Here is a 20,850-nt window from a genome sequence, read left to right on the forward strand (position 1 = left end):
GATCATGCTCGCTCCAGTACCAGCGCGGTGTTGGCGCCGCCGAACGCGGCGTTGACGGTGAGGGCGCACCGGAGCTCGGCCTTGTGGGGGCGGTTGGGCACGTAGTCGAGGTCGCAGTGCGGATCCGGTTCGGTGAACCCGGCGGTGGGCGGCAGCACCCCGTCCCGCAGCGCGAGCAGGGTGATCACGAGTTCCACGACTCCGGACGCCTCCAGCAGATGTCCCGTGGTGCTCTTCGTCGAGCTCACCGGCGTCCGGGCGGCCGCCTCGCCCAAGAGCGTGTGCAGCCCGCGTGTCTCGGCGGGGTCGTTGTACCGGGTGGCGGTGCCATGCGCGTTCACGTAGTCGATCCGCGGGCCGCCCGCACGCCGCAGGGCCCGGCCGGCGGCCATGACCAGCCCGGCACCCTCCGGATGGGGCCGGGCGACGTGGTGGGCGTCGCCGGCGGCGCCCCAGCCGGTCAGCGCGCCGAGCGCACGCGCTCCCCGGCGCCGGGCGCTCTCGGCGGATTCGAGCACCACGGCGGCGGCCCCGTCCCCGAGCAGCAGCCCGCTGCGGTCGGCGCAGAACGGACGCACCATCCCGTCCCGGGAAAGGGCGAATCCCGAGTCGAACTTGGCCAGGTTCTCCTCCTCCACCAGATACGCCCCGGCGCAGATCGCGGTGTCGGCCCGGCCGGAGGCGATGAGCCGGCAGGCGTGCGTGATCGCGGTGGCCGAGGCGACGCACGCACTGGTGAACGCCAGCCGGGGGCCGCGCAGGCCGAGGGTGTCCGCGAGGGTCTCGGCCTGCCACGCGGGCACGGTCTCCGCGGCGCCGCCGGAGTCCTCCACGCCGGGAGAGCCGGGAAAGCCGGGTGCGCCGGAAGAGCCGGGTTCGCCGGGAGAGCCAGGTGCGCCGGGTGCGTCCGCGGCACGCCAGAAGCGGGTCAGGCCGGTGAAGTCGCCCGCGGTCCCCACCAGGACGGCGGCCTCGGCACCCGTCGGCAGCCCGGCCATGGCGACCGCCGCACCGGCGACTTCGGCCAGCACCTCCCGCAGCGGGGCGGCCGGGCCGCCGGTGGCGGCCAGGCCCGTTCGGTAGGCGCCGGTGTCGAAGCGGGTGATCGGCGCGAACGCGGGTCGCCCGTCGAACACGCCCTCCCGCACGGCGTCCGCACCGGCGCCGAAGGCCGTGCGCACCCCGAATCCGGTCAGCAGCACCTCACGGCCCATGGACGCCCACCAGGTAGTCGGTGATCCGGCGTATCGAGGTGAATTCGGCGAGGAACGCATCGGCCGGCTCGATCTCCAGGCCGTACCGCAGCTCCAGTTGGTGCAGGAACCACACCAGCCCCAGCGAGTCCAGGGCGAGTTCGGCGTCGTCGTCCAGGCCGGGCGGCAGATCGGCGAAGATCTTGGGATCGGACAGCAGTTCCCGGACGGCGTCGGTGGTGATCCTCGGCCGGGCTTCGGATTCCGCGGTCATGCCGTGGCGCCCCGCTTCACGACATCGTTGATCAGGTCGCCCAGGTTCATCGCGCCGGCCTGTTCGATGTCGCTGTCGGGGAACTTCACGTCGAACCGGCGCTCCAGGCGGAGGAGCAGCTCGATCAGGCCCAGTGAGTCGATGTCGATTCCACCGGTGCCCATGGGGCTGTCATCGCTGATCTCGTCCGCGGCGAGCGGATGGTTCATCTCCTCGCTGATCGTGCTGAGCACGAACTCGCGGATCTCCTTCTGCAAGGCCGTCTGCGTCTCCATGGTGCGCAACCTTTCTGTGCCACAGGGGTCGATGGGGGTGGTCGCCAAGGGGCGGTCAGCCGGGTCAGCGGTCGGGAGCGCGGGCGAGCAGCGCATCGCGGCGCCTGATCAGCTTGCCGTTGGAGGTGCGGGGCAGGTCCGCCAGGACGTGGACGACGCGGGGCACCTTGTAGTCGGCCAGCCGGTCCCGGCACCAGCGCAGCAACTCGCCCGCCGAGGGGCCGTCCGACGCGACCGAGACATAGGCTTCGGTGGCGCCGGCGTGCACGACCACGGCCCCGCTGACCCCGGGGTGCCGGCGCAGCACGGCCTCCACCTCGGTCAGATCGACCTTGAGGCCGCCGATGACCACCAGGGAGTCGCCACGGCCCAGCAGCCGCACGGCGCCGGAGGGATCCAGCTCGGCCCGGTCGTGGGTGCGCAGCCAGCCGTCGGCGTACCGGTCGCCGCCGGAGGCGTGCAGATACGGTGAGCCGTCCGGCAGCCGGACGTCCAGCTCGCCCTCGCGGATCCTCACGAGCACACCGGGCGCCGCCCGGCCGACCGAGGGCCGCGAGGCGCCGCTCACCTCCATCGCGATGACGCCCGTTTCGGTGGTCCCGTACGACTCGCCGACCCCGGTGCCGAACCGTTCGGCGAATCGCGCGGCGGTCTGCGGCGGCATGATCTCCCCGCCGGAGACCGCGGCGCGCAGGGCGGGCAGGGCGGGCAGGTCCCGGGCGGTGCTCAGCAGTTCGTAGTGGAACGGGGTGCCGAAGATGACGTGGACGTCGTGGCGCCCGGCGGCGCCGAGGATGTCCTTGGCCGACACCCGTGGCGCGAAGACCGCGGTGACGCCCGCGGCGAGGGAGTGCAGCACCCCGGCGATCAGGCCGAAACTGTGCGCGGTCGAGCTCAGCAGCAGTACCCGCTCGCCCAGGACCGGCATCCCCTCGATCCGGGTGAACCGCTCGATCTCGGCCGACAGGGAGGCCGCGGTCCGCCCGATCACCTTGGGCAGCCCGGTGGAACCCGAGCTGAACTGCACCAGCCGGTGCTCGGTCGTCGCCGGGCGACCGTCCGGGTAGCGGGAGGTGACCACCTCGTACCTGGGCTGGAACGTGAGCGGTGAGCGGCCCGCCGTGCCCGCGCCGACCAGGAAGTGCGGGTGGCACAGCGAGCGCAGGGCATCCACTTCGGACGGTTTGAGCCGGTGGTCGACCAGCATCACCTGGGCGCCCAGCCGCCACAGCGCGAGCAGCACCTCTATCTGGGTGCAGCTCGGCGGGATCTGGAGCATCACCGTATGCCCCTCGCCGATGCCGTGCCCGGCGAAGACCGCCGCCTCCATGGCCACGGCGGCCCGGACCTCTCCACGGCTCACCGGGTGGTCGCCGTGGATGAGGTAGGGCAGTTCGTCGGGATGGGCGTCGAACAGCGTGTCGATGAGCTCCCGCATCGGTGCGCTCATCAGTGTTCCTTGCAGAACTCGCCGATGGGGAAGCCCACATGGCGCTGGTCCGTGGCCAGGTAGCCGAGCAGCTCGTCGCCGCGCCGCAGCTCGGTGACGTTGTGGACCTTGCCGCCGGGCCCGAGCACCCGCACATGCCAGTCGTCCTGGACGGTCAGGCTCACCACGGTGTCGTCGGCCGACCGCGCGGTGATGGTCAGCAGCGGACGGGACTCCAGCTTGGCCCGGCCGACCGTGACCGGACGGGTCCGGCCCTCGGAGTTGACGGCCAGGGTCGTGCTGCCCGAGCCCAGCTCGCTCAGGTAGTTGGTCCGGTTCTCCGGGCCGAGCACATAGGAGTGCAGGGCGCCGGCGTTGACCCGGAACGGACGGGTCGGCATGTACGGCAGCGGGTGGGTCTCGCTGCAGCACAGGATGAAGCCGGTCGAGTACGAGCCGACCAGGATGCCCTCGTCCTCGGCGAAGTGCGTGCAGGTGTCCACGCACACCCGGTCGCCGAGCCCGTGGTGCTCGATGCCGTCCACGGTCAGTGTGGTCAGCTCCAGCGGAGAGGTTCCGGCCTCCAGCAGCCGGGCCAGCGCGAACACCTCGCCGGCGTCGGAGGGAGCCAACAGGACTCCGTCCGAACCGCGTTCGAGCACCTCCAGCACGGTGGCGGCCTCGTCCAGGTCCGCGCACACGGTGATCAGCTTTCCGGCGGAACGGTCCGCCGCGGCGAGCACGATCTCCAGGGGGATCTTGGTCGGATCGGCGAAGCGGACCACGGTGTGGGGCAGAGCGACCGCGGCGGCGCACGCCAGCCGCAGCGACGGTTCGTCGTGCACGTCGACCCAGGCGGCGGTGTCGGCCTCGAGGTCGTACAGCTCCTTCTCCTCGGTCACCGCCGCGGTGGTGACGGCGGTGACCGTGGGGGGCAGCGCCTTGAGGACGGATTCGTCATCGCAGAGCACGCCCTGCATCCGGGTGTGGATGGCGGCGTCCACGATGGACTCGAGCCGGGCCTGCGGAACGGTTCGGAGGTCGATCCATGCGAACTTCATGCGGCTCCTGTCGCGATCGTCGAGGGGTGGGGGGTCGTTCCGGCTTCGGCGGCGTGCACAACGGCGGCGAGCCGTGCCACCAGCGAGGAGGGTGAGGGCGAGGAGAAGATCCGGCGGCCCACGGCAAGGCCCCGGCAGCCCGCGAGCATCAACGAGGTCCCGTGGCTGACCAGGTCCGAGCCGTCGGGCGGGCCGCCCGCGGCGAGGATGGGCAGCGGACAGCTGTTCACCACCTCGGCCATCCGGTCCATCGGCAGGGCGACCGAGGTCTTCACGAGGTCGGCGCCGAGATCCGCGGCGATGTTGACGGCGTGGGCGAGCAGCGCCGGGTCGTGCGGATCGGCGATCCGCGGCCCCCTCGGGTAGATCATCGCGAGCAGCGGCATGTTCCAGAGGTCGCACGAGGCCGCGACGGTCCCGAGATCCTTGAGTTGCCGGTGCTCGGTGTCAGAGCCGAGATTCACATGCACGCTCACCGCGTCCGCGCCCAGCCGTACGGCCTCTTCGACATCGCCGACGAGCACCTTGGCGTCGGTGTCGGCCGCGTGCACGGTTCCCGCGCTCAAGTGAACCACCAGGGCGCAGTGGCGCAGGATGTCCGGTGCGATCGCCCGCGCCCGGCCCTTGTGGACGACGACCGCGTCCGCGCCGCCGTCCACAAGGGCCCTGAGCAGTCCGTTCCAGCGGGCCTGGGACACCACCGGCCCATCGGACACACTGTGGTCGAGCGGGACGAAAAGATATCTTCCGTCCCCCGCGACCGAGAGCCTCCGCATCCGGAATGATTTACCAATATCGGTCATGTGCCAGGCACACCTCTCCCAAGGGGCGAACCGCGCAGAGGATTGCGGAGACAGAATGGCACGGCGATGCAAAAGCGAGCGGATATCGAATCTCCATAACTTCGCGGTTATGCGACTCTGAGGAATTTCTGAGATTGCTCTGACAGGCTGTCCGACGGCTATTCCGCCGGAGCCGAAACGCGTTTTCCAGGAGGCTGGTTTGACCGCCTTGACCGACCCGGTACGCATCTCCATCGCCTGTCACGGCGGACGTGGTCACACCGCCAGGCTGGGTGAGGCCGTACGAGCCGGGGCGAGCCGGGTTCCGCACACCGAGGTCACCTCTGTCCGGGTCGACCGGATCACCGATCAGGAATGGCATCGGCTCGACGACGCCGACGCGATCATCTTCGGTGCCCCGACCTATATGGGCACGGCCTCGTCGGCCTTCCACACCTTCGCGGAGGCGAGCGCCAGACGCTGGCTCACCCGCCGCTGGCAGGACAAGCTGGCGGCGGGATTCACCAACTCCGGCTCGATGGCGGGGGACAAGGCCGGCACCCTGGGCTATTTCGCCACCTTCGCCGCACAGCACGGCATGCTCTGGGTCAGCCTCGGACTGGCCCCCGGCTGGAACTCCTCCTCCGGCAGCGAGTTCGACCTGAACCGGCTCGGTTTCCACCAGGGCGCCGCCGCGCAGTCCCCCGTGGACGACAGGTCGGGGACGGTGCACAAGTCCGACCTCGCCACCGCGGAACATCTCGGGCACCGGGTCGCGGAGCTCACCCGGACCGTCGTCGCGGGCAGACGAGCGCTGGAGCCGTGAGTCACCGGCCCGCCGCGTCGGCCGCGGCCGGGGACGAGGGCCGTGCCGTGGCGGCCCCCGCCCGGCAGTGGTGGACCGTGGCCGTGGCGGTCCTGGCGCAGACGCTGGTCCTGCTGGACAACACGGTCCTCAACGTGGCGATGGAAACCCTCGCCGATCCGGTCCACGGGCTCGGGGCGAGCGCGGCCGACCTGGCGTGGGCCAACGCCTCGTACTCGCTGGTCTTCGCCGCGGGCAGCTTCGCCGGTGGCGCGCTCGCCGACCGCTACGGGCCGCGCCGCACCCTGGTCGCCGGGCTGGTGCTGCTGGCCTGTGCCTCCGCGCTGGCCGCGTTCTCGGACGGGGCCACGGAGCTGATCGTCACCCGTGGTGTCATGGGCGCGGGCGGGGCACTGATCACACCGGCGACGCTGGCGATCGTCACCCGCGGTACCGCGCCGGCCGACCGGACCCGGGCGATCGCGGTCTGGGCCTCCGCGGGCGGCGCCGCCGTCGCGCTCGGACCGGTGGTGGGCGGTGCGCTGCTGACCCGGTTCTGGTGGGGCTCGGTGTTCCTGGTCAACCTCCCGGTGGTGGCGGTGTGCCTGGCCGGCGCGGGTCTCCTGGTGCCCGCGCTGCGCTACGCCGAGCGCAGGGTGCTCGACCCACTGGGCCTGGCGCTCTCCGTCCTGGGGCTGGGCCTTGTGGTGTACGGCGTCATCCGGGGCGGCCGCCCGTCGGGCTGGACGAGCCCGGCCGCGCTGCTGCCCATGGCGCTCGGCCTCGTCCTGCTGGCGGCGTTCGTGGTGTCGCAGAGCCGCCGGGCCGCGCCGGGCTTCGATGTGCGCCTGTTCACCGAGGCGCGCTTCGCGGGCGGCAGCGTGACCCTGCTGCTGCTCTTCTTCGGCCTGGCGGGGCAGCTCTTCTACTGCGCCTTCTATCTCCAGGGGGTGCACGGACTGTCGACGCTGGCCGCCGGGGCCGTGATGTCGGCCGCCGCGGGCGGCATCGTCCTCGGCAACCAGGTCTCCCCCGCGCTGTCCCGGCTGCTGACCGTCCGCTGGTGCGCGGTCGCCGGGATCCTCCTGTCGAGCGCCACCTTCGGCGGCTATCTGCTCTTCGACGCGGACACCCCGGTGGCCTGGATCGCCGGAACGCTGTTCGCGCAAGGCGCGGGTATCGGGCTGGTGGTCGCGCCCATGACGGCGGAGATGATGGCCGCCCTGCCACCGCGGTACACCGGTGCCGGCGCGGCGATCAACGCCGCGGCCCGGCCGGTGGGCAGCACGCTCGGGGTCGCGGTGCTCGGCTCGGTCCTCGCCACCGGCTATCGCGGGGCCGTCCGGCCCGCGCTCCCCGGGCTGCCTCCCGGGCCACGGGAGAAGGCCCTGGACTCCGCGGAGGCCACCCGGGCGGTGGCGAGGTCGCTGAACCGGCCCGAGCTCCTCGCCGCCGCGAACCGGGCCTATCTGCACGCCATGTACGTCACCGCCTCGTGGACGGCGCTGCTGTCCCTGGCCGGTGCCGTCCTCGTCATCGGATATTTCCGGCCGCGACCATCAACGACGGAGGCAGGAAGTGGATATGGGGCTGCGCCATCTTCGAATCGTGCTCACCGTGGCTGAATCGGGCAGCATCAGCCATGCGGCCGCCACCTTGAAGATCGCCCAATCCGGCCTGTCCACACAGCTCAGACGCATCGAGCAGGAATTCGGCGGGCCGCTGTTCCGCCGCCGCCCGAACGGCGTGGTGCCGACCGAGCTCGGCGTCCATGTGCTGGGGAGGGCCAGGCAGTTGCTCGACGAGTTCGGCGATCTGCTCTCCACGGCGCGGACACTGGCCCAGCCGGCCGAACCACCGCGGGCCGTCGGACTGGGCGGAGTGGACAACCCCTGGGTGCCGCTGATCGCCGCGCTCGTCCGGGAGCGGCTGCCGCACCACGAACAGCTGACCTATCTGGAGCCCTCGTCCCAGGCCGTGCTGGAGCTGCTGCGCACCGAGAAGATCGCGCTCGCGGTCATCAGCGAGTTCCCGGACGTCGTGCCGCCCGCGGTCCGCGAGTTCGCCGTCCGCGACCTCGACACCGAACCGGTGCTGATCGGTCTGTCCCCCGGCCACCGGCTGGCCCACCGGCAGCTCATCACCCTCGAGGAACTGGCCGAGGACACCTGGGTCGCGCCCGGCGACCGCTCCGACGGTCTCGGCCTGAGCCTGAGGATCGCCTGCGAGCGTGCGGGGTTCACCCCCCGGTTCCGGTACTTCGGCGCCGACCAGACGACCGCGGCGGCCATCGTGAGCGCCGGGAACGCGATCGGGGCCTTCTTCGCACCGGGCGACCACTGCCCGGGGGTCTCGTTGAAACGGCTGGCGAACGGCCGGCTGTGGCGCCGCACACGACTGGTGTGGGACACCGAGTCGCCGCTGGCCGGGCTCGCCGAGGACCTCGACAGCGGCGCACTCGACTGGCGCCGGCCGTACGCCTCGTGAGCCCGGCCGCGGACCCGACCGGCTCAGCCCCCGGGAACGTCGGGCCGTCTGCCCCCGACGGAGAGACACGACCCGATCGTCCGCTCCCGCGGAACCGCCTCGCCTGCCCGCGCCGCCGGCAGCTCCACGGTGAACAGCGCACCGTGCCCCGGCCGCCCGTCGGCGGTGATCCGCCCCCCGTGGCTTTCGACCACCTCGCGGGCCAGCGCCAGTCCGAGCCCGAACCGTCTGCCGCGGCCGGCGGAACCCCTCGCGAACCGCTCGAAGAGGCGCGCGGTCTCCTCCGGTGCGAACCCCACGCCGGTGTCGCGTACGGACAGCGACACGATGCCGGGAAGCGGGGCGTCCACGGACACCACCACCTCCCCGCCGGGCGGGGTGTGCCCCATCGCGTTGTCGACCAGCGCGGCGATCACCCGGCGCAGGGCGGGCGCGGTGCCCACCACCACGTGCCGCCCCGGCCCGGGCCGCAGCCGCACGGTCAGCCCCATCTCCTCGGCCCGGGCGTCCTCGGCGGACACCGCCTCCTCGGCGAGTGCCACCAGGTCCACCGGATCGCGGGATCCCGGCGACTGGGGCAGCCGCGCGGACAACAGCAGATCGTCGATGACGTCACCGAGCTGCCGGGTGCCGGTCACCAGGCGCTGGAGGTCGGTGGCCAGCTCCTGGGGGGTCTCCGAGCCGGAGCGCCGGGCCAGCAGCTGGGCACGGGTGTGCAGCTGGGTGAGCGGGGTGCGCAGTTCATGGCTGGCGTCCGCGACGAACCGCCGCTGCCGGTCCAGTGCCTCGGAGAGCGGCTCCATCGACCGTCGCGCGAGCATGCCGCTGGCGGCCGCGACGAGCAGCAGACCGACCGCCTCGGCCGCCGCGAAGGCGAGCAGCAGATGGTTGCGGTCGGCGCGCTGGAACCGTTCCCCGTAGGCCGCCTGGACGAGCTCCGCACCGCGCCGGGCGGTGCGCACCGTGTACCGCTCACCGCCTCGCTCCACCCGTTCCAGCACCGCGGGAGCGCCCGCGCGGACCGCGGCCAGGCTGGATCTCACGGGCAGTCCGGCGGGGGTGCCGGGGGTGCTGCTGACCGCTCCGTCCCGCTCCACGGTCATCCACACACAGACCGGCGGGCTGTCGACGGTGTTGTGGTCGATGCCCCACTGGGTTTCGCGCTCCGCGTCGGCGCGCTGGGCGAACAGCACGACGGTGTAGACGATGGCCCCGACGATCAGCATGATCACCGACATCACCAGCGAGATCCGCCAGGTGATCGTCCACTGGGCGGAGGCGAGCCCGCGCTGCTCGGGGCTCCGCGCCGTGCGGCGCGGGAAGCGGATCGGCATCGCGTTCACAGCGCCCCCAACTGGTAGCCGCGCCCCCGCACGGTGCGGACGACGTCGCGGCCCAGTTTCCGCCGCAGGTAGTAGACATAGGTGTCGACGATGGACTCCGCCGAGGTGTCGGGGAAGACACGCGCGCGGAGGTGTGCGCGCTCGTGCACGGTCCTGGGGCCTTCGGCGAGGGCGTGGAGCAGTCCGAATTCCCGCAAGGAGAGTTCGACGCCCGTGCCGTCGGCCAGGCGCACCTCGCGGCGCCGGAGGTCCAGCTGTCCGTCCCCCAGCGGAAGGACTTCGGCGTAGACGAGGTCGCGCCGGTGCAGCGCCCGTACCCTCGCCAGCAGTTCGTCCACTTCGAAGGGCTTGACCAGATAGTCGTCCGCGCCGGAGTCGAGGCCGGTGACACGCTCGTCGAGTGCGCCCAGCGCGGTCAGCACCAGCACCCGGGTGGTGACACCGACCCTCCGTAATCGTTTCACCAGGTCCAGGCCCTCGATGCCCGGAAGCATCCGGTCGATGACCATCACCTGATGTCGTCGTCCCAGAGCGAGATGAAGCCCCCGTTGGCCGTCGAATGCGACATCGACGTCGTAACCCTCTGAGCTGAACAACTCGGCCAGCATGTCTGCGGTTTCCCGGTCGTCCTCGACCAGTAACAGCCGTGTCTGATCCGCAGTCGACCGGTCTATATCGGCTGGGTAGATCATTCGCTCATCTTGGCCCAACCGGCGTCGGTACGACGTCAGGGGTGCGGAACAGGGTCGTGAAGGCGCCAGAAATGGTTCTCGGGGAAGATGCGCGTCGTGGGTCCGGTCCGGGCGCCGACGCGGCTCAGGATGCCGTCGAGAACGGCCTGAAGACCGGAGAGAAGGCCGTTGCGGCACCCAGGACGCCCAGGGCGCGGAAGGCGGCGTCGGGGACCGGGCCCGCCGGAGGGCCGAGATGGGCGTACTGGGAGCGCGGACCGGTGCCCACCGCGTCCGTGAATCCATAGAGCACCCGAAGTGAGTCCACCGAGTGTTCAAAGGACGCGCTGTCGTCCCGATGGCGCGGACCGTGTCAGCTCCTCACGACGCCGCGCAGGAGCAGGTCGATGAGCCGGGTGGCCAGGTCTCGCTGGTCCTCGCCTACGGCCATGAGGCTGATCCCGCCGAGGGCCATCAGCACGTCCTGGGCGTCGACCTCCGGCCGCGCCGCCGACCGGCCCTGCCCGGACGGCAGCAGGTGGTCGATCGCCTCGGCGAGCAGAGCCCGGGTCTGCAGTCGCTCGCTGTCGTCGGTCAGCACCACTCTCAGCGCGTCGGCCATCCCGCTCTTGGCGGCCATGAAGTCGATGAAGCGCTCCATCCAGGTCCGCAGCGCGTCCACCGGTGGCAGCGTGGCGGCGAGGTGCGGCGCCGCCTCGCACAGACGCCGCACCTCCTGCCGGTAGACCGCCTCGACCAGGAGTTCCTTGGAGGGGAACCGGCGGTAGAGCGTGCCGACGCCGACACCGGCCTCGCGGGCGATGTCCTTGACCGAGGCGCCCGCCCCCTCGCGGGCGAAGACGGCCGCCGCCGTCTCCAGCAGCCGGTCCTCGTTGCGTTGCGCGTCGGCGCGCAGCGGCCTGCGGTGCCGCGCCGCGTTCCCCTCGATGCCGGTCAATCCGGGTCCCTTCTCGCCACCACTTGCATCCGGAACCGGTTCCGCTTACGGTCGGGAAGCGAACCGGAACCCGTTCCGGATACGAGCCTACGACGGCCCACCGCCACCGCGCCACCGGCCGCGCGCTCGCCCCCATGCCACCATCTCCCTGGAGCGCGTCATGACCGACCACCTCATCACCACCCCCTTCGGGGCCCGGACGACCGCCGCCGAGGTACTGGACGGTGTCGACCTCACCGGCAAGCGCGCCCTCGTCACCGGAGGGGCCTCCGGCATCGGACGCGAAACCGCACGTGTCCTGGCCGCCGCCGGCGCGGAGGTCACCATCGGCGTCCGCGACCTGGCCGCGGGTGCGCGGGCCGCCGAGGAGATCGCCCCGGCGAGCGGCCCGGGGACGGTGCACGCCACCATGCTCGACCTCGCCGACCAGAGCTCGGTGCGCGCCTTCGTGGATGCTTGGCGCGGGCCGCTGCACATCCTGGTCCTCAACGCCGGTGTGATGGCCTCGCCACTTGAGCGGACGAAGGAGGGCTGGGAGATGCAGTTCGCCACCAATCACCTCGGCCATTTCGCCCTCGCCACCGGTCTGCACGGCGCCCTGGCGGCAGCCCGTGGCGCACGGGTGGTCGCGGTCAGCTCGGTCGGCCACGTCAATGGCGGTGTGCTCTTCGACGACATCAACGTCGAGCGGCACCCCTACGACCCGTGGGCGGCCTACAGCCAGTCCAAGACCGCCAATGTCCTGTTCACCGTCGAGGCGAGCCGCCGCTGGGCATCGGACCTGATCGCCGTCAACGCCCTCAACCCCGGCCGCATCACGAGCACCCGGCTCGGCCGCCACATCGGGGACATCTCCCACGGCCCCGCCTCGTTCGACCCCACCAGCACCGACGTGTCCTGGAAGAACATCGAGCAGGGGGCCGCGACTTCCGTACTGCTCGCCGCCTCCCCGCTGACCGAGGGCGTGACCGGCCGGTACTTCGAGGACTGCAACGAGGCCGGACCCCATCAGCCCGGCGTCCGGCGCGGAGTGGCCGCCCACGCACTGGACACTGGGCACGCGGCCCGCCTGTGGCGGATCTCGCTCGACATGCTCGCGGCCTCGGCAACCACCGCCTGACCACGCCATGCCCCACGGGGGCCGACGAAGCGATCTACCGCTTGTATGGATCCCCGTCGGGAAGCCATGCGTCCGGCGCGTGGATGCCGAAGTCGCCGACACCTTCCGTCAGGGCGTCTACGGTGCTCAGTACGGCCGGGCGGAGTTCTTCCCGGCGCCAGACGAGGGACCAGGTCCAATAGACCTTCGGCTCGACCACGGGACGCGCGACCAGATCGGGCGGCAGTGGAGTGGTCTGCCCCTTGGGCGAGTTGAGGACGGGCCGCCCGCGCCGGCGTACGTGGTCGAAGAACACCGGACCGGTGACACCACCGTCCGTGATGCGCGCCGCGGTGGCGCCGGTGTCGGCGGCCAACCGCTCCGCGTAGTCGTTCCAGGACACCCATGTGGTGGCGTCGTCGTCCAGCAGCACGACGGTGTCCTGGGCACGGACCTCGCCGGTGTCCTGCCCGGCCGAGACGGCGTAGAGCCGGTCCGCGCCGATCAGCCGGGCGCTGAGTCCGCGCTTCTCCAGATCGTCCGTACGAATCCAGCACACCGCGAGGTCGAGGCCGCCGTCCGCGACGCGGGCGGCCTGGGCGTGGGAGGGCGCCACCCATGCGTCGATGTGCAGGCGCGCCACGGACGAGGCACGGGCGGTCAGATCCGCGGGCAGCCAATTCACGTATCCGAGCCGGACCGGTTCGGAGCCCGCGATCCTCGCGGCGCGGTTGCGGAGATCGTCGGCGCGGTCGAGCAGGTCCCGGGCGTGCGGGAGCAGGGCCGCTCCGGCCGGAGTGAGGGCCACCGAACGGCGGTCGCGGTCGAAGAGCCGGACACCGAGGTCCCGTTCCAGCGCCTTGATCTGCTGGGACAGGGAGGGACCGGCGATCAGGAGCCGCTCGGCTGCCCGGCCGAAGTTCAGCTCCTCGGCTACAGCGACGAAATACCGCAACTGGCGCAGCTCCACGATCGCCATGCTACCTGCGATGGGGGGGGCGACACCCATGAGCCGATCGGCGGCTGTCGCCTCAGGCGCCGACCGGTGCCTGCGGTGCGCGAGCTCCCAGCAGCGCCAGGCAGTTCGGCCACACCGCGCCGAGCCGGGAAGCGTTGTTGTAGAGCTTGGCGAACAGGACCTGGCCCTCGAGCTGCGCGACCACGGACCGGGCGGCTTCGCGGGTGTCGGCGACGGTGACCTCGTCACGCTCGACGGCATCGGCGATGACCGAGTCGACCATCTCGACCTGGGTCTCGAAGATCTCCTGCAGCCGCTTGCGGACGGCTTCGGTCTGGTTGCTCATCTCCAGGGTGAGGTTCCCGAACATGCAGCCCGAAACGGTCCCGCAGCTCCGCTGGCCGGCGCGCTGGGCGGCCTCCGTCTCCTCGAACAGCTGCCGTAGCCGTTGCAGCGGCCGCGCGTCGCTGTTCAGGACGCGGGTCCAGTCGTGCCGCTGGGCGGTCCAGTGCTCGTCGATGACGGCCAGCGCGAGGGCCTCCTTGGACTCGAAGAAGTAGTAGAAACTGCCCTTGGGCACCCCGGCCGCCTTACAGATCTCGGCCACCCCCAGAGCCGAGTAGCCGCGCAGCTCGATGAGCGCCCGCGCAGCGCTGAGGATCTTTTCCCTGGCATCACTCGTCCGTCCCATGCCGTCAGTATACGACCGATCGACTACCTCTTAAATGGACCGGTCGTCTAGAAGCAGGGCCATCTCGGGGACGTCCACGGCTACCGGATCGGTGCCCTCGGCGTCACCGGCCGACTCAGTGGCCGGCGTTCTGGCCGCCGTCCACGTGCACGATCTCGCCGGTGACGAACGGGGCGTTCTCGAGGTAGACGATCGCGTTGACCACATCGTCGATCTCCCCCATCCGGCCGAGCGGGTGCATCGCCGCGAGGGCCTCGTGCGTCTCGGGCGGATGCATGGGAGTGCGGATGATGCCCAGTGCGACGGTGTTGACCCGGATACCACGGGCCGCGTACTCGATCGCCAGCGCCCTGGTGACCGCGTTCAGACCGCCTTTGGTCAGCGAGGCGAGCGCCGAGGGCGTCTGCGAGTTGGCGTGGTCGACCAGGCTGGTGGAGAGGTTCACCACGTGGCCGCCGCCGTCCCGGGAGAGCATCGCGGCGACGGCGCTGCGGGAGGTTTCGAAGAAGCCACGCAGGTTGACCCCGGTCACGAAGTCATAATCCTCGTCGGTGAAGTCGGTGAACGGCTTGGAGACGAAGACCCCGGCGTTGTTGACGAGCGTGTCGATCCGTCCGAACCGGGCCAGGGTCGCGTCGACGATATGGGCGCCGACGCCCGGCTCGGCCACGTCACCGCTGATGGTCAGCACGTTGGGATCGCTCGACTCGTCCAGGGAGCGGGCGGTCGCGGTAACCGCGTAGCCGAGCTCCCGGTAGGCGGAGACCAGGGCGGCGCCGATTCCTCGGGAAGCCCCGGTGACGATGGCGACCTTCTGTACGGTGTTCATTCGACCGCCGCTCTCTCCGGTTCAGGCGGTAGTTGCGATCCGGGCCGCGGATTCGGATCCCGGGGGCAGTTGCTCCGGTTGTCTCCATCATGCGCCCGGCAGAGGCGCACCCGCACGCCGGGACCGAGGAAGGCCACCCGAGGGCAAGGGCGTGCCCGGGCGCCCCGTACCGGCGCCCGGGCACGCGATCCGGGGTCAGTGGCCGGCGCTCTGGCCGCCGTCGACGTGGAGGATCTCGCCGGTGACGAACGGGGCGTTCTCCAGGTAGACGACGGCGTCGACGATGTCGCCGATCTCGCCCATCCGGCCGACCGGGTGGAGGGCGGCGAGCGTGTCGTGGTACTCCGCCGGGTGCATCGGCGTCTTGATGATGCCGAGGGATACGGCGTTGCTGCGTATGCCGCGGGTGGCGTATTCGATGGCCAGGGCCTTGGTGGCCGACTGCAGTCCGCCCTTGGTGAGGGAGGCCAGTACGGAGGTGACCGCAGAGTGGGCGTGGTCGACCAGGCTGGTGGTGATCTGGACAAGGTGTCCGCCGCCCTGGCGGAGCATCTGCTCGGTGGCGAGCTGGGTGATGCGGAAGAAGCCGCTGAGGTTGACACCGGTGACCGCGTCGTAGTCCGCCCGCGTGTACTCGGTGAAGGGCTTGGCGACGAAGATGCCGGCGTTGTTGACCAGGGTGTCGATGCGGCCGAAGCGCTCGATGGCGGCACCGGCCACGCGCTCGGCGGTGGCGGGGTCGGCGATGTCGCCCTGGACGGTGAGGATCTCGGGATCGGAAGAGGGGGTGATCCCGCGCGAGGTGGCGACGACGGCATAGCCGAGCTCGCGGTACGCCTCGACCAGGCCCGCGCCGATGCCCTGGGACGCGCCGGTGATGACGGCGACCTTCTGGCCGGAAGTGCTCATGGTGACTGTCTCCAGTGGGGTGGGTTGTCCGGACCGGCGCTGATCACCGGCCCTTCATGAACATAGACGACCGGTCGACAAACATCCAGGAAGGGCGAGCGCACCCCGCCTCCCCCGCACGGCCGTGACCTGCGGTGGGATGCGGCGCCTACCGGATGGGAGGAAGCCGGTCATAGGGATGCCCTGGTCAGACCGGTTCCATCCGAGGCGTCGAGGCAGCGGAGAGGAGGTCCGCGCCCCAGCGTGCGCGGTGCCCGTAAGAGGCCGGGCCTACCAGGAGGGAGGAAGCCGATCGTGGCATTCGCCCTGGTGGCGGGCGCAGTCTGAGGCCATGGGATCGCAACGCCACCCAGGCTTCCGTACCGCGAAACCGTCAAGGACCACCTCGTGACCGCGGCGCCTCCGGGCCCCCGCGCCACCGGCTCCCAGGGCGTCCGCCACTCACCCTGGACCCATGTCGCGCGGGCCGCCGCCGCGCTGGGGGCGGGCATGGGTGTCGGCCGGTTCGTCTACACCCCGATTCTTCCCCTGATGCACGCTCAGGCCGGGCTGTCCGCCGCGACGGGCGCGAATCTCGCCACCGCCAACTACGTCGGCTATTTGATCGGCGCGCTCGCCGGGACCTTCCTGCCGCGTCTGACGCGCTCCCCCGCCGTACTGCGGAGTTGCCTGGTGATGCTGGCGGTGTCGCTGGCCGCGATGCCACTGACCCACGCCACCGGTGTATGGCTGCTGCTCCGGCTGTGCGCCGGCGTGGTCAGTGCGGTGATCTTCGTCATCGCCGTCAGCTCCCTGCTCAGCCATCTGCGCGACCATCCCGCCCACGTGCCCGGGTGGGGCTTCGGAGGAGTGGGGGCCGGTATCGCCCTGTCCGGGCTGCTCGTCCTCGCCCTGCGCACGGTCGCGGACTGGCAGGCCGCGTGGTGGGCCTCCGCCGGGCTGAGCGCGCTGCTCGCCCTTCCCGCGTGGTTCCTGCGGCCGGAACCCGCACCCCCGTCGGCGTCCGCCACTCCCCGACCCGGAGCGGAGCGGCGGGCCACCGGCCCGCGCACCCATCGCTGGTTCACCGCGCTCCTCGCCTCGTACACGCTGGAGGGCGTCGGCTACATCATCGCGGGCACCTTCCTGGTGGCCGCGATCGAGCAGAGTTCTCCCGGCTGGATCGGGGGCGGTGCCTGGGTGCTGGTGGGCCTCGCGGCCATTCCGTCCTCCGCGCTGTGGGCGGGGCTGGGGCGGCGCTGGTCCCGCCCCGGCCTCCTGCTGGCCGCGCTGGGCGTCCAGGCCGTCGGCATCGCCCTGCCCGCGCTGATCGGTGGCGTCGCCGCGGCGCTCAGCTCCGCGGTGCTCTTCGGCGCCACGTTCATCGGCGTCAGCACCCTCGCACTCGCGACCGGCGCGCATCTGCGCTTCCCCCGCGCGGTAGCGCTGCTGACGGCCGGATACTCGGTGGGCCAGATCCTCGGCCCACTGGTCGCCACCCCGCTGCTGCGCCACGGGTACCACCAGGCCCTGATCCTCGCGGCCGTCGTCGTGCTGGCGTCCGCCGTCGCGGCCGCCCTCCTCCGGATCGGGTTCCCCCACCACATGCCCGCGCTCGGCCACCCGGTCGTCCGCGCGGAACCCGCACCCGACCGGCGGTCCACGGGCCTCGGCACCGCCGAGGCCCGGGCGGACTGACCTCCGCTTCAGTCGACGAGGTCCAGCGCGGCGGTGACGATGCTGTCCGTGTCGATGCCGTGGTGGCGGTAGACGTCCTCGATCGCACCGCTCTGGCCGAACCGCGTCACGCCGAGGGTGGTGACGGGCGTGTTCCGGATCGTGCTCAGGAAGGCCAGCGTGTGCGGGTGGCCGTCCAGCACGGTGACGAGCGGTGTGGCCCGGTCGGCGGGGAAGACCTGGTCGAGGACCCAGCTCGGGTCCTGCGACAGGCCACGGCGGGCCTGAAGCGCGCGGAAGAGCAGATCCGGGCTGGTCACGCAGACCACGTCAGCGCCGTGGCCCAGGGCGGCGAGCCGGTCGGCCGCGGCCAGGGCCTCCGGGACCAGGGCACCCATCGCGGCGAGGGTCACCACCGGCTTCTCGTGCCGGCGCAGCCGGTAGGCCCCGGCTGTCACCTGTCGGCGGCGGCGCTCGCGGGCGGCCGGGTCGCCGGGCACATCGGCGGCGGACTGGTCGACGGGCCGGGTGGACAGCCGCAGGTAGGCCGAACTCCCGTCCTCCCGGCCGAGGTTGCCGAGCGCGGCCAGCAGACACCACTCGGTGTCGATCGCGAACGCGGGTTCGTAGGTGACGCAGCCGGGCTGTTCGACGCCCAGCGAGGGTGTGGTGATCGACTGGTGGGCGCCGCCCTCCGGGGCGAGCGTGACGCCGGACGGCGTGCCGACCAGGATCGACTGGCCGCCGGCGTAGATGCCGAACGACCACGGCTCCAAGGCCCGGTTGACGAAGGGGTCGTAGACGACACCGATCGGCAGCAGCGGCTGGCCCCAGCGGCTCCAGGTGGCGCCCAGCTCGCCGAGCAGGCCGACCAGGTTGGTCTCCGCGATGCCCAGCTCCACATGCTGGCCCGTGGGCCGCTCCCGCCAGTGCAGGATCGTCTCCGCGTCGTCGGCGAACCAGTTGGGGCGCTCGGTCGGGGACCACACACCGACCTTGTTGAGCCAGCCGCCCAGGTTGGTGGTGGAGCTGACGTCCGGGCTGACGGTGACGATCCGGGCGGCCGCCTCCGGCGCCCGCCGGGTGAGGTCCAGCAGGACGCGTCCGAGGGCCTGCTGGGTGTTGCCGGAGCCGGTCGGTGCCGGACGGGCGAGGTCGGCGGGGACCGCGGGGGCCTGCCGGGACACGTGTCCGGGGCGGCGCAGCCGGCTGGCGGCCGCCGCGCACCGGGCCGCTTCCGGCGATCCGTCGGCGAAGGCGGCCCACGGGCGGTCGGGGTCCGTTCCCAGGCGGTCGGCCAGGGTCCTCATCTGGTCGGCGGTCAGCAGGGAGGAGTGGTTCTGCGGGTGGCCCTCGGTGGGCAGCCCGTAGCCCTTCACCGTGTACGCGAAGATGACGGTCGGCCGGGTGTCGTCGACGCTGTCGAACGCGTCCATCAGCGCGCCGATGTCGTGCCCTCCCAGGTTGCGCAGCGCCGCCCGCAGCGAGGCGTCGTCCAGGGGGGCGATCAGGTCCGCTATCGGCCCGGCGGTGGAGCCGGTGCCGGGCAGGCGCTCGCGCAACTCGTCGGCGGAGCAGCGCAGCAGTCGCTGGTATTCGGGGTTGTCCATGGCGTCGATACGGGCGTGCAGGGCCTCGCCGCCCGGCCGTGCGAACAACTCCCTCAGCGCGTGCCCGTACTTGAGGGTGACGACCTGCCAGCCGGCCGCGGCGAACATGCCCCGCAGCCGGTCCGCGGCGATACCGGGGACGACCCGGTCTAGGGACTGACGGTTCAGGTCGACGACCCACACCGCCTCGCCCAGGCCGGGCACCATCGGGTCATGGATCGCCTCCCAGATCGCGCCCTCGTCCAGCTCCGCGTCGCCCAGCAGGGAGTACTGCCGTCCCTTCCCGGCCCCGCCGAAGTGGCCCTCCACGTAGCGCCGTGCGAGGGCGCCCCACAGGGGGGCGGTGGCGCCGATGCCGACCGAGCCCGTGGAGTAGTCGACCGGGTCGGGGTCCTTGGCCCGGCTGGGGTAGCTCTGCAGACCGCCGAAGGCGCGCAGGGTGGTCAGGTAGGACTCGTCCAGCTCGCCCAGCAGGTAGTTGATGGCGTGCAACACGGGTGAGGCGTGGGGTTTGACCGACACCCGGTCCTCAGGGTTAAGCGCGTGGAACCACAGCGCCGTCATGATCGACGTCATCGAGGCGCTGGACGCCTGGTGACCGCCGACCTTCAGACCCGAGGGGTTCGGCCGCACCCGGTTGGCATGGTCGATGATCGCGGTGGACAGCCACAGCACCCGCTGCCCGACCGCCTCCAGCACGGCGAGTTCCTCCTCCCGGGCACGGCCCGAGCCGTTGCCGCCGACCGCTCTCAGCTCCGGGTCCAGGACCATCACCGACCGCCTCCGCTATCCGCACCACACCGTGGAAAACTGATTTTGTGCTCCGTCAGTAGACAGATGGCTCTTCAACTGCACAAGATGCTTCTCTTTCGTTGAGCATTCTGCTCATGCTCCGGGTCGAATGAGGGACGTCGATTGAGCACTATGAACAGTGAGCGAGGCGTGGACGCCACCGACGCGCGGATCCTGCTCGCCCTCGCCGCCCAGCCACGGGCCACCGTCGTCGCCCTGGCCGAGCAGCTCGGGTTGTCCCGCAACACCGTCCAGGCGCGGGTGGCCAGAATGGAGCAGGGCGGGGCGCTGGGCTCCTTCGAACGCCGGATCGCCCCGAACGCGCTGGGCCACCCGCTCACCGCGTTCGTCACCGCGCGGGTGGACCAGCGCCGGCTGGCCGAGGTGTCCGAGGCGCTGGCGGGCATCGCCGAAGTCGTGGAGGTCTTCGGCCTCAGCGGCGAGACGGATCTGCTCGTACGGGTGGTCGCCGCGGACGCGGAGGATCTGTACCGGATCGCGGGGCAGATCCTCGCCGTTCCCGGCATCGAGCGCACGGCGACGGCCCTGGCCATGCGCGAGCTGGTGCCGCACCGCCTCACCCCGCTGCTGCGCCGTGCCGCGGCGGAGTGAGCGTTCAGTGCGCCCCGTCCACGAGGCGACCCCGTTCGAGCGCCAGCCGGGTCAGTTCGACGCGCGTGTTGATGCCGAGCTTATCCGTTCGTGGTCGCGCAGGGCTCCCGAGGCCGACGCCGGCTCACCCGCGACGGCCGCCGCGAGAAGGCGCGTCAGCGCCGGCCCGTCGGCAGCGGGCTCGACGTTGCCGGGCATCCCGGCGAACGATACCCAGGCGACAGGTCCAAGCAGCTCCTGGGCGGCCTGGACCGCGGCGGTCGTCTTGCCCGACCCCGCCGAGGCCGCCACGACGAGCACCGGGTACTGGTCCAGCAGCCGATGGATCCTGCGGACCAGCCTCGGCCGGGGGATGACATGGCCGGGCAACCGAGGCAGGGCACCACCCCTCTCGCCCGGATCGCCGCCGCTCATGG

At 71.7% G+C, this 20,850-nt stretch carries 22 protein-coding genes; 6 read left to right on the top strand and 16 right to left on the bottom strand.

Going from position 1 to position 20,850, the window contains the following annotated elements; genetic code table 11:
* Positions 1–2: 2 nt before the first annotated feature.
* The 6 genes from ACZ6TD_RS03885 to ACZ6TD_RS03910 form a co-directional block, all read right to left on the bottom strand.
* On the bottom strand, positions 3–1,214 hold the full coding sequence (locus tag ACZ6TD_RS03885) for a beta-ketoacyl-[acyl-carrier-protein] synthase family protein (protein WP_471350494.1): 1,212 nt from the start codon (positions 1,212–1,214) through the stop codon (positions 3–5).
* Positions 1,204–1,467, bottom strand: a complete 264-nt coding sequence (locus ACZ6TD_RS03890) for a phosphopantetheine-binding protein (protein ID WP_191063597.1) — start codon at positions 1,465–1,467, stop codon at positions 1,204–1,206. Before ACZ6TD_RS03890 ends, ACZ6TD_RS03885 begins: the two co-directional genes overlap by 11 nt.
* Positions 1,464–1,742: a phosphopantetheine-binding protein gene (locus ACZ6TD_RS03895; protein WP_037965528.1), complete on the bottom strand. Its 279-nt coding sequence runs from the start codon at positions 1,740–1,742 to the stop codon at positions 1,464–1,466. Before ACZ6TD_RS03895 ends, ACZ6TD_RS03890 begins: the two co-directional genes overlap by 4 nt.
* 64 nt (positions 1,743–1,806) lie before the next feature.
* Positions 1,807–3,192: a class I adenylate-forming enzyme family protein gene (locus tag ACZ6TD_RS03900; protein ID WP_471350509.1), complete on the bottom strand. Its 1,386-nt coding sequence runs from the start codon at positions 3,190–3,192 to the stop codon at positions 1,807–1,809.
* Entirely contained in the window at positions 3,192–4,232 is a 1,041-nt protein-coding gene (locus ACZ6TD_RS03905; RefSeq protein WP_471350512.1) for a 3-dehydroquinate synthase II family protein, read from the bottom strand. Before ACZ6TD_RS03905 ends, ACZ6TD_RS03900 begins: the two co-directional genes overlap by 1 nt.
* Complete coding sequence (locus tag ACZ6TD_RS03910) at positions 4,229–5,035, bottom strand: 2-amino-3,7-dideoxy-D-threo-hept-6-ulosonate synthase (protein WP_471350519.1); 807 nt, start codon at positions 5,033–5,035, stop codon at positions 4,229–4,231. The genes ACZ6TD_RS03905 and ACZ6TD_RS03910 overlap by 4 nt, the downstream gene beginning before the upstream one ends.
* A 208-nt stretch (positions 5,036–5,243) precedes the next feature.
* Here ACZ6TD_RS03910 and ACZ6TD_RS03915 point away from each other — a divergent pair, with 208 nt between their 5' ends.
* The 3 genes from ACZ6TD_RS03915 to ACZ6TD_RS03925 are packed head-to-tail and all read left to right on the top strand — an operon-like array spanning position 5,244 to position 8,306.
* On the top strand, positions 5,244–5,840 hold the full coding sequence (locus ACZ6TD_RS03915) for a flavodoxin family protein (RefSeq protein WP_471358817.1): 597 nt from the start codon (positions 5,244–5,246) through the stop codon (positions 5,838–5,840).
* Positions 5,837–7,444 carry an MFS transporter gene (locus ACZ6TD_RS03920; RefSeq protein ID WP_471350523.1) on the top strand — a complete coding sequence of 536 codons (1,608 nt, stop codon included), beginning with the start codon at positions 5,837–5,839 and terminating at the stop codon, positions 7,442–7,444. The genes ACZ6TD_RS03915 and ACZ6TD_RS03920 overlap by 4 nt, the downstream gene beginning before the upstream one ends.
* Entirely contained in the window at positions 7,437–8,306 is an 870-nt protein-coding gene (locus ACZ6TD_RS03925; protein WP_471350527.1) for a LysR family transcriptional regulator, read from the top strand. The genes ACZ6TD_RS03920 and ACZ6TD_RS03925 overlap by 8 nt, the downstream gene beginning before the upstream one ends.
* Positions 8,307–8,329: 23 nt before the next feature.
* Here the strand turns inward: ACZ6TD_RS03925 and ACZ6TD_RS03930 are convergent, their stop codons facing one another.
* The 4 genes from ACZ6TD_RS03930 to ACZ6TD_RS03945 form a co-directional block, all read right to left on the bottom strand.
* On the bottom strand, positions 8,330–9,640 hold the full coding sequence (locus tag ACZ6TD_RS03930; protein ID WP_471358821.1) for a sensor histidine kinase: 1,311 nt from the start codon (positions 9,638–9,640) through the stop codon (positions 8,330–8,332).
* Positions 9,641–9,645: 5 nt separating this feature from the next.
* A complete protein-coding gene (locus tag ACZ6TD_RS03935) occupies positions 9,646–10,257 on the bottom strand; it encodes a response regulator transcription factor (RefSeq protein ID WP_471358824.1) in 612 nt (203 codons plus the stop codon).
* A 208-nt stretch (positions 10,258–10,465) separates the two neighbouring features.
* On the bottom strand, positions 10,466–10,648 hold the full coding sequence (locus ACZ6TD_RS03940; protein WP_471350530.1) for a hypothetical protein: 183 nt from the start codon (positions 10,646–10,648) through the stop codon (positions 10,466–10,468).
* 45 nt (positions 10,649–10,693) lie between these two features.
* A complete protein-coding gene (locus ACZ6TD_RS03945; protein ID WP_471350535.1) occupies positions 10,694–11,278 on the bottom strand; it encodes a TetR/AcrR family transcriptional regulator in 585 nt (194 codons plus the stop codon).
* Positions 11,279–11,438: 160 nt separating this feature from the next.
* On the opposite strand from ACZ6TD_RS03945, the gene ACZ6TD_RS03950 reads away from it, so the two are divergent.
* On the top strand, positions 11,439–12,398 hold the full coding sequence (locus tag ACZ6TD_RS03950) for an SDR family NAD(P)-dependent oxidoreductase (protein ID WP_471350538.1): 960 nt from the start codon (positions 11,439–11,441) through the stop codon (positions 12,396–12,398).
* Positions 12,399–12,432: 34 nt separating this feature from the next.
* Here the strand turns inward: ACZ6TD_RS03950 and ACZ6TD_RS03955 are convergent, their stop codons facing one another.
* From ACZ6TD_RS03955 to ACZ6TD_RS03970, 4 genes are all read right to left on the bottom strand, one after another.
* Complete coding sequence (locus ACZ6TD_RS03955; protein ID WP_471350542.1) at positions 12,433–13,356, bottom strand: LysR family transcriptional regulator; 924 nt, start codon at positions 13,354–13,356, stop codon at positions 12,433–12,435.
* Between the two features lie 52 nt (positions 13,357–13,408).
* Complete coding sequence (locus ACZ6TD_RS03960; RefSeq protein WP_471350548.1) at positions 13,409–14,026, bottom strand: TetR/AcrR family transcriptional regulator; 618 nt, start codon at positions 14,024–14,026, stop codon at positions 13,409–13,411.
* Positions 14,027–14,141: 115 nt separating this feature from the next.
* Positions 14,142–14,855, bottom strand: coding sequence for an SDR family NAD(P)-dependent oxidoreductase (locus ACZ6TD_RS03965; protein WP_471350553.1), 714 nt, complete (start codon positions 14,853–14,855; stop codon positions 14,142–14,144).
* Positions 14,856–15,050: 195 nt separating this feature from the next.
* Positions 15,051–15,764 carry an SDR family NAD(P)-dependent oxidoreductase gene (locus ACZ6TD_RS03970; RefSeq protein ID WP_471350556.1) on the bottom strand — a complete coding sequence of 238 codons (714 nt, stop codon included), beginning with the start codon at positions 15,762–15,764 and terminating at the stop codon, positions 15,051–15,053.
* Positions 15,765–16,253: 489 nt separating this feature from the next.
* On the opposite strand from ACZ6TD_RS03970, the gene ACZ6TD_RS03975 reads away from it, so the two are divergent.
* The gene (locus tag ACZ6TD_RS03975) at positions 16,254–17,441 is read left to right on the top strand and encodes a YbfB/YjiJ family MFS transporter (protein ID WP_471358827.1); all 1,188 of its coding nucleotides are present in this window, start codon (positions 16,254–16,256) and stop codon (positions 17,439–17,441) included.
* A gap of 8 nt (positions 17,442–17,449) precedes the next feature.
* Here ACZ6TD_RS03975 and ACZ6TD_RS03980 read toward each other — a convergent pair whose 3' ends face one another.
* Positions 17,450–19,801, bottom strand: coding sequence for a transketolase-like TK C-terminal-containing protein (locus tag ACZ6TD_RS03980; RefSeq protein WP_471350559.1), 2,352 nt, complete (start codon positions 19,799–19,801; stop codon positions 17,450–17,452).
* 153 nt (positions 19,802–19,954) lie between these two features.
* On the opposite strand from ACZ6TD_RS03980, the gene ACZ6TD_RS03985 reads away from it, so the two are divergent.
* Positions 19,955–20,434 (top strand): Lrp/AsnC family transcriptional regulator, encoded by a 480-nt coding sequence (locus ACZ6TD_RS03985; protein WP_471350562.1) that lies wholly within the window; start codon positions 19,955–19,957, stop codon positions 20,432–20,434.
* A gap of 51 nt (positions 20,435–20,485) precedes the next feature.
* On the opposite strand, the gene ACZ6TD_RS03990 is transcribed toward ACZ6TD_RS03985, so the two are convergent.
* A complete protein-coding gene (locus ACZ6TD_RS03990) occupies positions 20,486–20,848 on the bottom strand; it encodes a hypothetical protein (protein ID WP_471350566.1) in 363 nt (120 codons plus the stop codon).
* Positions 20,849–20,850: the final 2 nt, after the last annotated feature.

It is taken from the genome of Streptomyces yongxingensis, from assembly GCF_055597465.1.

Bases quoted from the DNA above. Each gene is read 5' to 3' on its own strand.
- ACZ6TD_RS03885 (WP_471350494.1), bottom strand. From the start codon at position 1,214: ATGGGCCGTGAGGTGCTGCTGACCGGATTCGGGGTGCGCACGGCCTTC.
- ACZ6TD_RS03890 (WP_191063597.1), bottom strand. From the start codon at position 1,467: ATGACCGCGGAATCCGAAGCCCGGCCGAGGATCACCACCGACGCCGTC.
- ACZ6TD_RS03895 (WP_037965528.1), bottom strand. From the start codon at position 1,742: ATGGAGACGCAGACGGCCTTGCAGAAGGAGATCCGCGAGTTCGTGCTC.
- ACZ6TD_RS03900 (WP_471350509.1), bottom strand. From the start codon at position 3,192: ATGAGCGCACCGATGCGGGAGCTCATCGACACGCTGTTCGACGCCCAT.
- ACZ6TD_RS03905 (WP_471350512.1), bottom strand. From the start codon at position 4,232: ATGAAGTTCGCATGGATCGACCTCCGAACCGTTCCGCAGGCCCGGCTC.
- ACZ6TD_RS03910 (WP_471350519.1), bottom strand. From the start codon at position 5,035: ATGACCGATATTGGTAAATCATTCCGGATGCGGAGGCTCTCGGTCGCG.
- ACZ6TD_RS03930 (WP_471358821.1), bottom strand. From the start codon at position 9,640: ATGCCGATCCGCTTCCCGCGCCGCACGGCGCGGAGCCCCGAGCAGCGC.
- ACZ6TD_RS03935 (WP_471358824.1), bottom strand. From the start codon at position 10,257: ATGCTGGCCGAGTTGTTCAGCTCAGAGGGTTACGACGTCGATGTCGCA.
- ACZ6TD_RS03950 (WP_471350538.1), top strand. From the start codon at position 11,439: ATGACCGACCACCTCATCACCACCCCCTTCGGGGCCCGGACGACCGCC.
- ACZ6TD_RS03955 (WP_471350542.1), bottom strand. From the start codon at position 13,356: ATGGCGATCGTGGAGCTGCGCCAGTTGCGGTATTTCGTCGCTGTAGCC.
- ACZ6TD_RS03960 (WP_471350548.1), bottom strand. From the start codon at position 14,026: ATGGGACGGACGAGTGATGCCAGGGAAAAGATCCTCAGCGCTGCGCGG.
- ACZ6TD_RS03965 (WP_471350553.1), bottom strand. From the start codon at position 14,855: ATGAACACCGTACAGAAGGTCGCCATCGTCACCGGGGCTTCCCGAGGA.
- ACZ6TD_RS03970 (WP_471350556.1), bottom strand. From the start codon at position 15,764: ATGAGCACTTCCGGCCAGAAGGTCGCCGTCATCACCGGCGCGTCCCAG.
- ACZ6TD_RS03975 (WP_471358827.1), top strand. From the start codon at position 16,254: ATGGGTGTCGGCCGGTTCGTCTACACCCCGATTCTTCCCCTGATGCAC.
- ACZ6TD_RS03980 (WP_471350559.1), bottom strand. From the start codon at position 19,801: ATGGTCCTGGACCCGGAGCTGAGAGCGGTCGGCGGCAACGGCTCGGGC.
- ACZ6TD_RS03985 (WP_471350562.1), top strand. From the start codon at position 19,955: ATGAACAGTGAGCGAGGCGTGGACGCCACCGACGCGCGGATCCTGCTC.
- ACZ6TD_RS03990 (WP_471350566.1), bottom strand. From the start codon at position 20,848: ATGAGCGGCGGCGATCCGGGCGAGAGGGGTGGTGCCCTGCCTCGGTTG.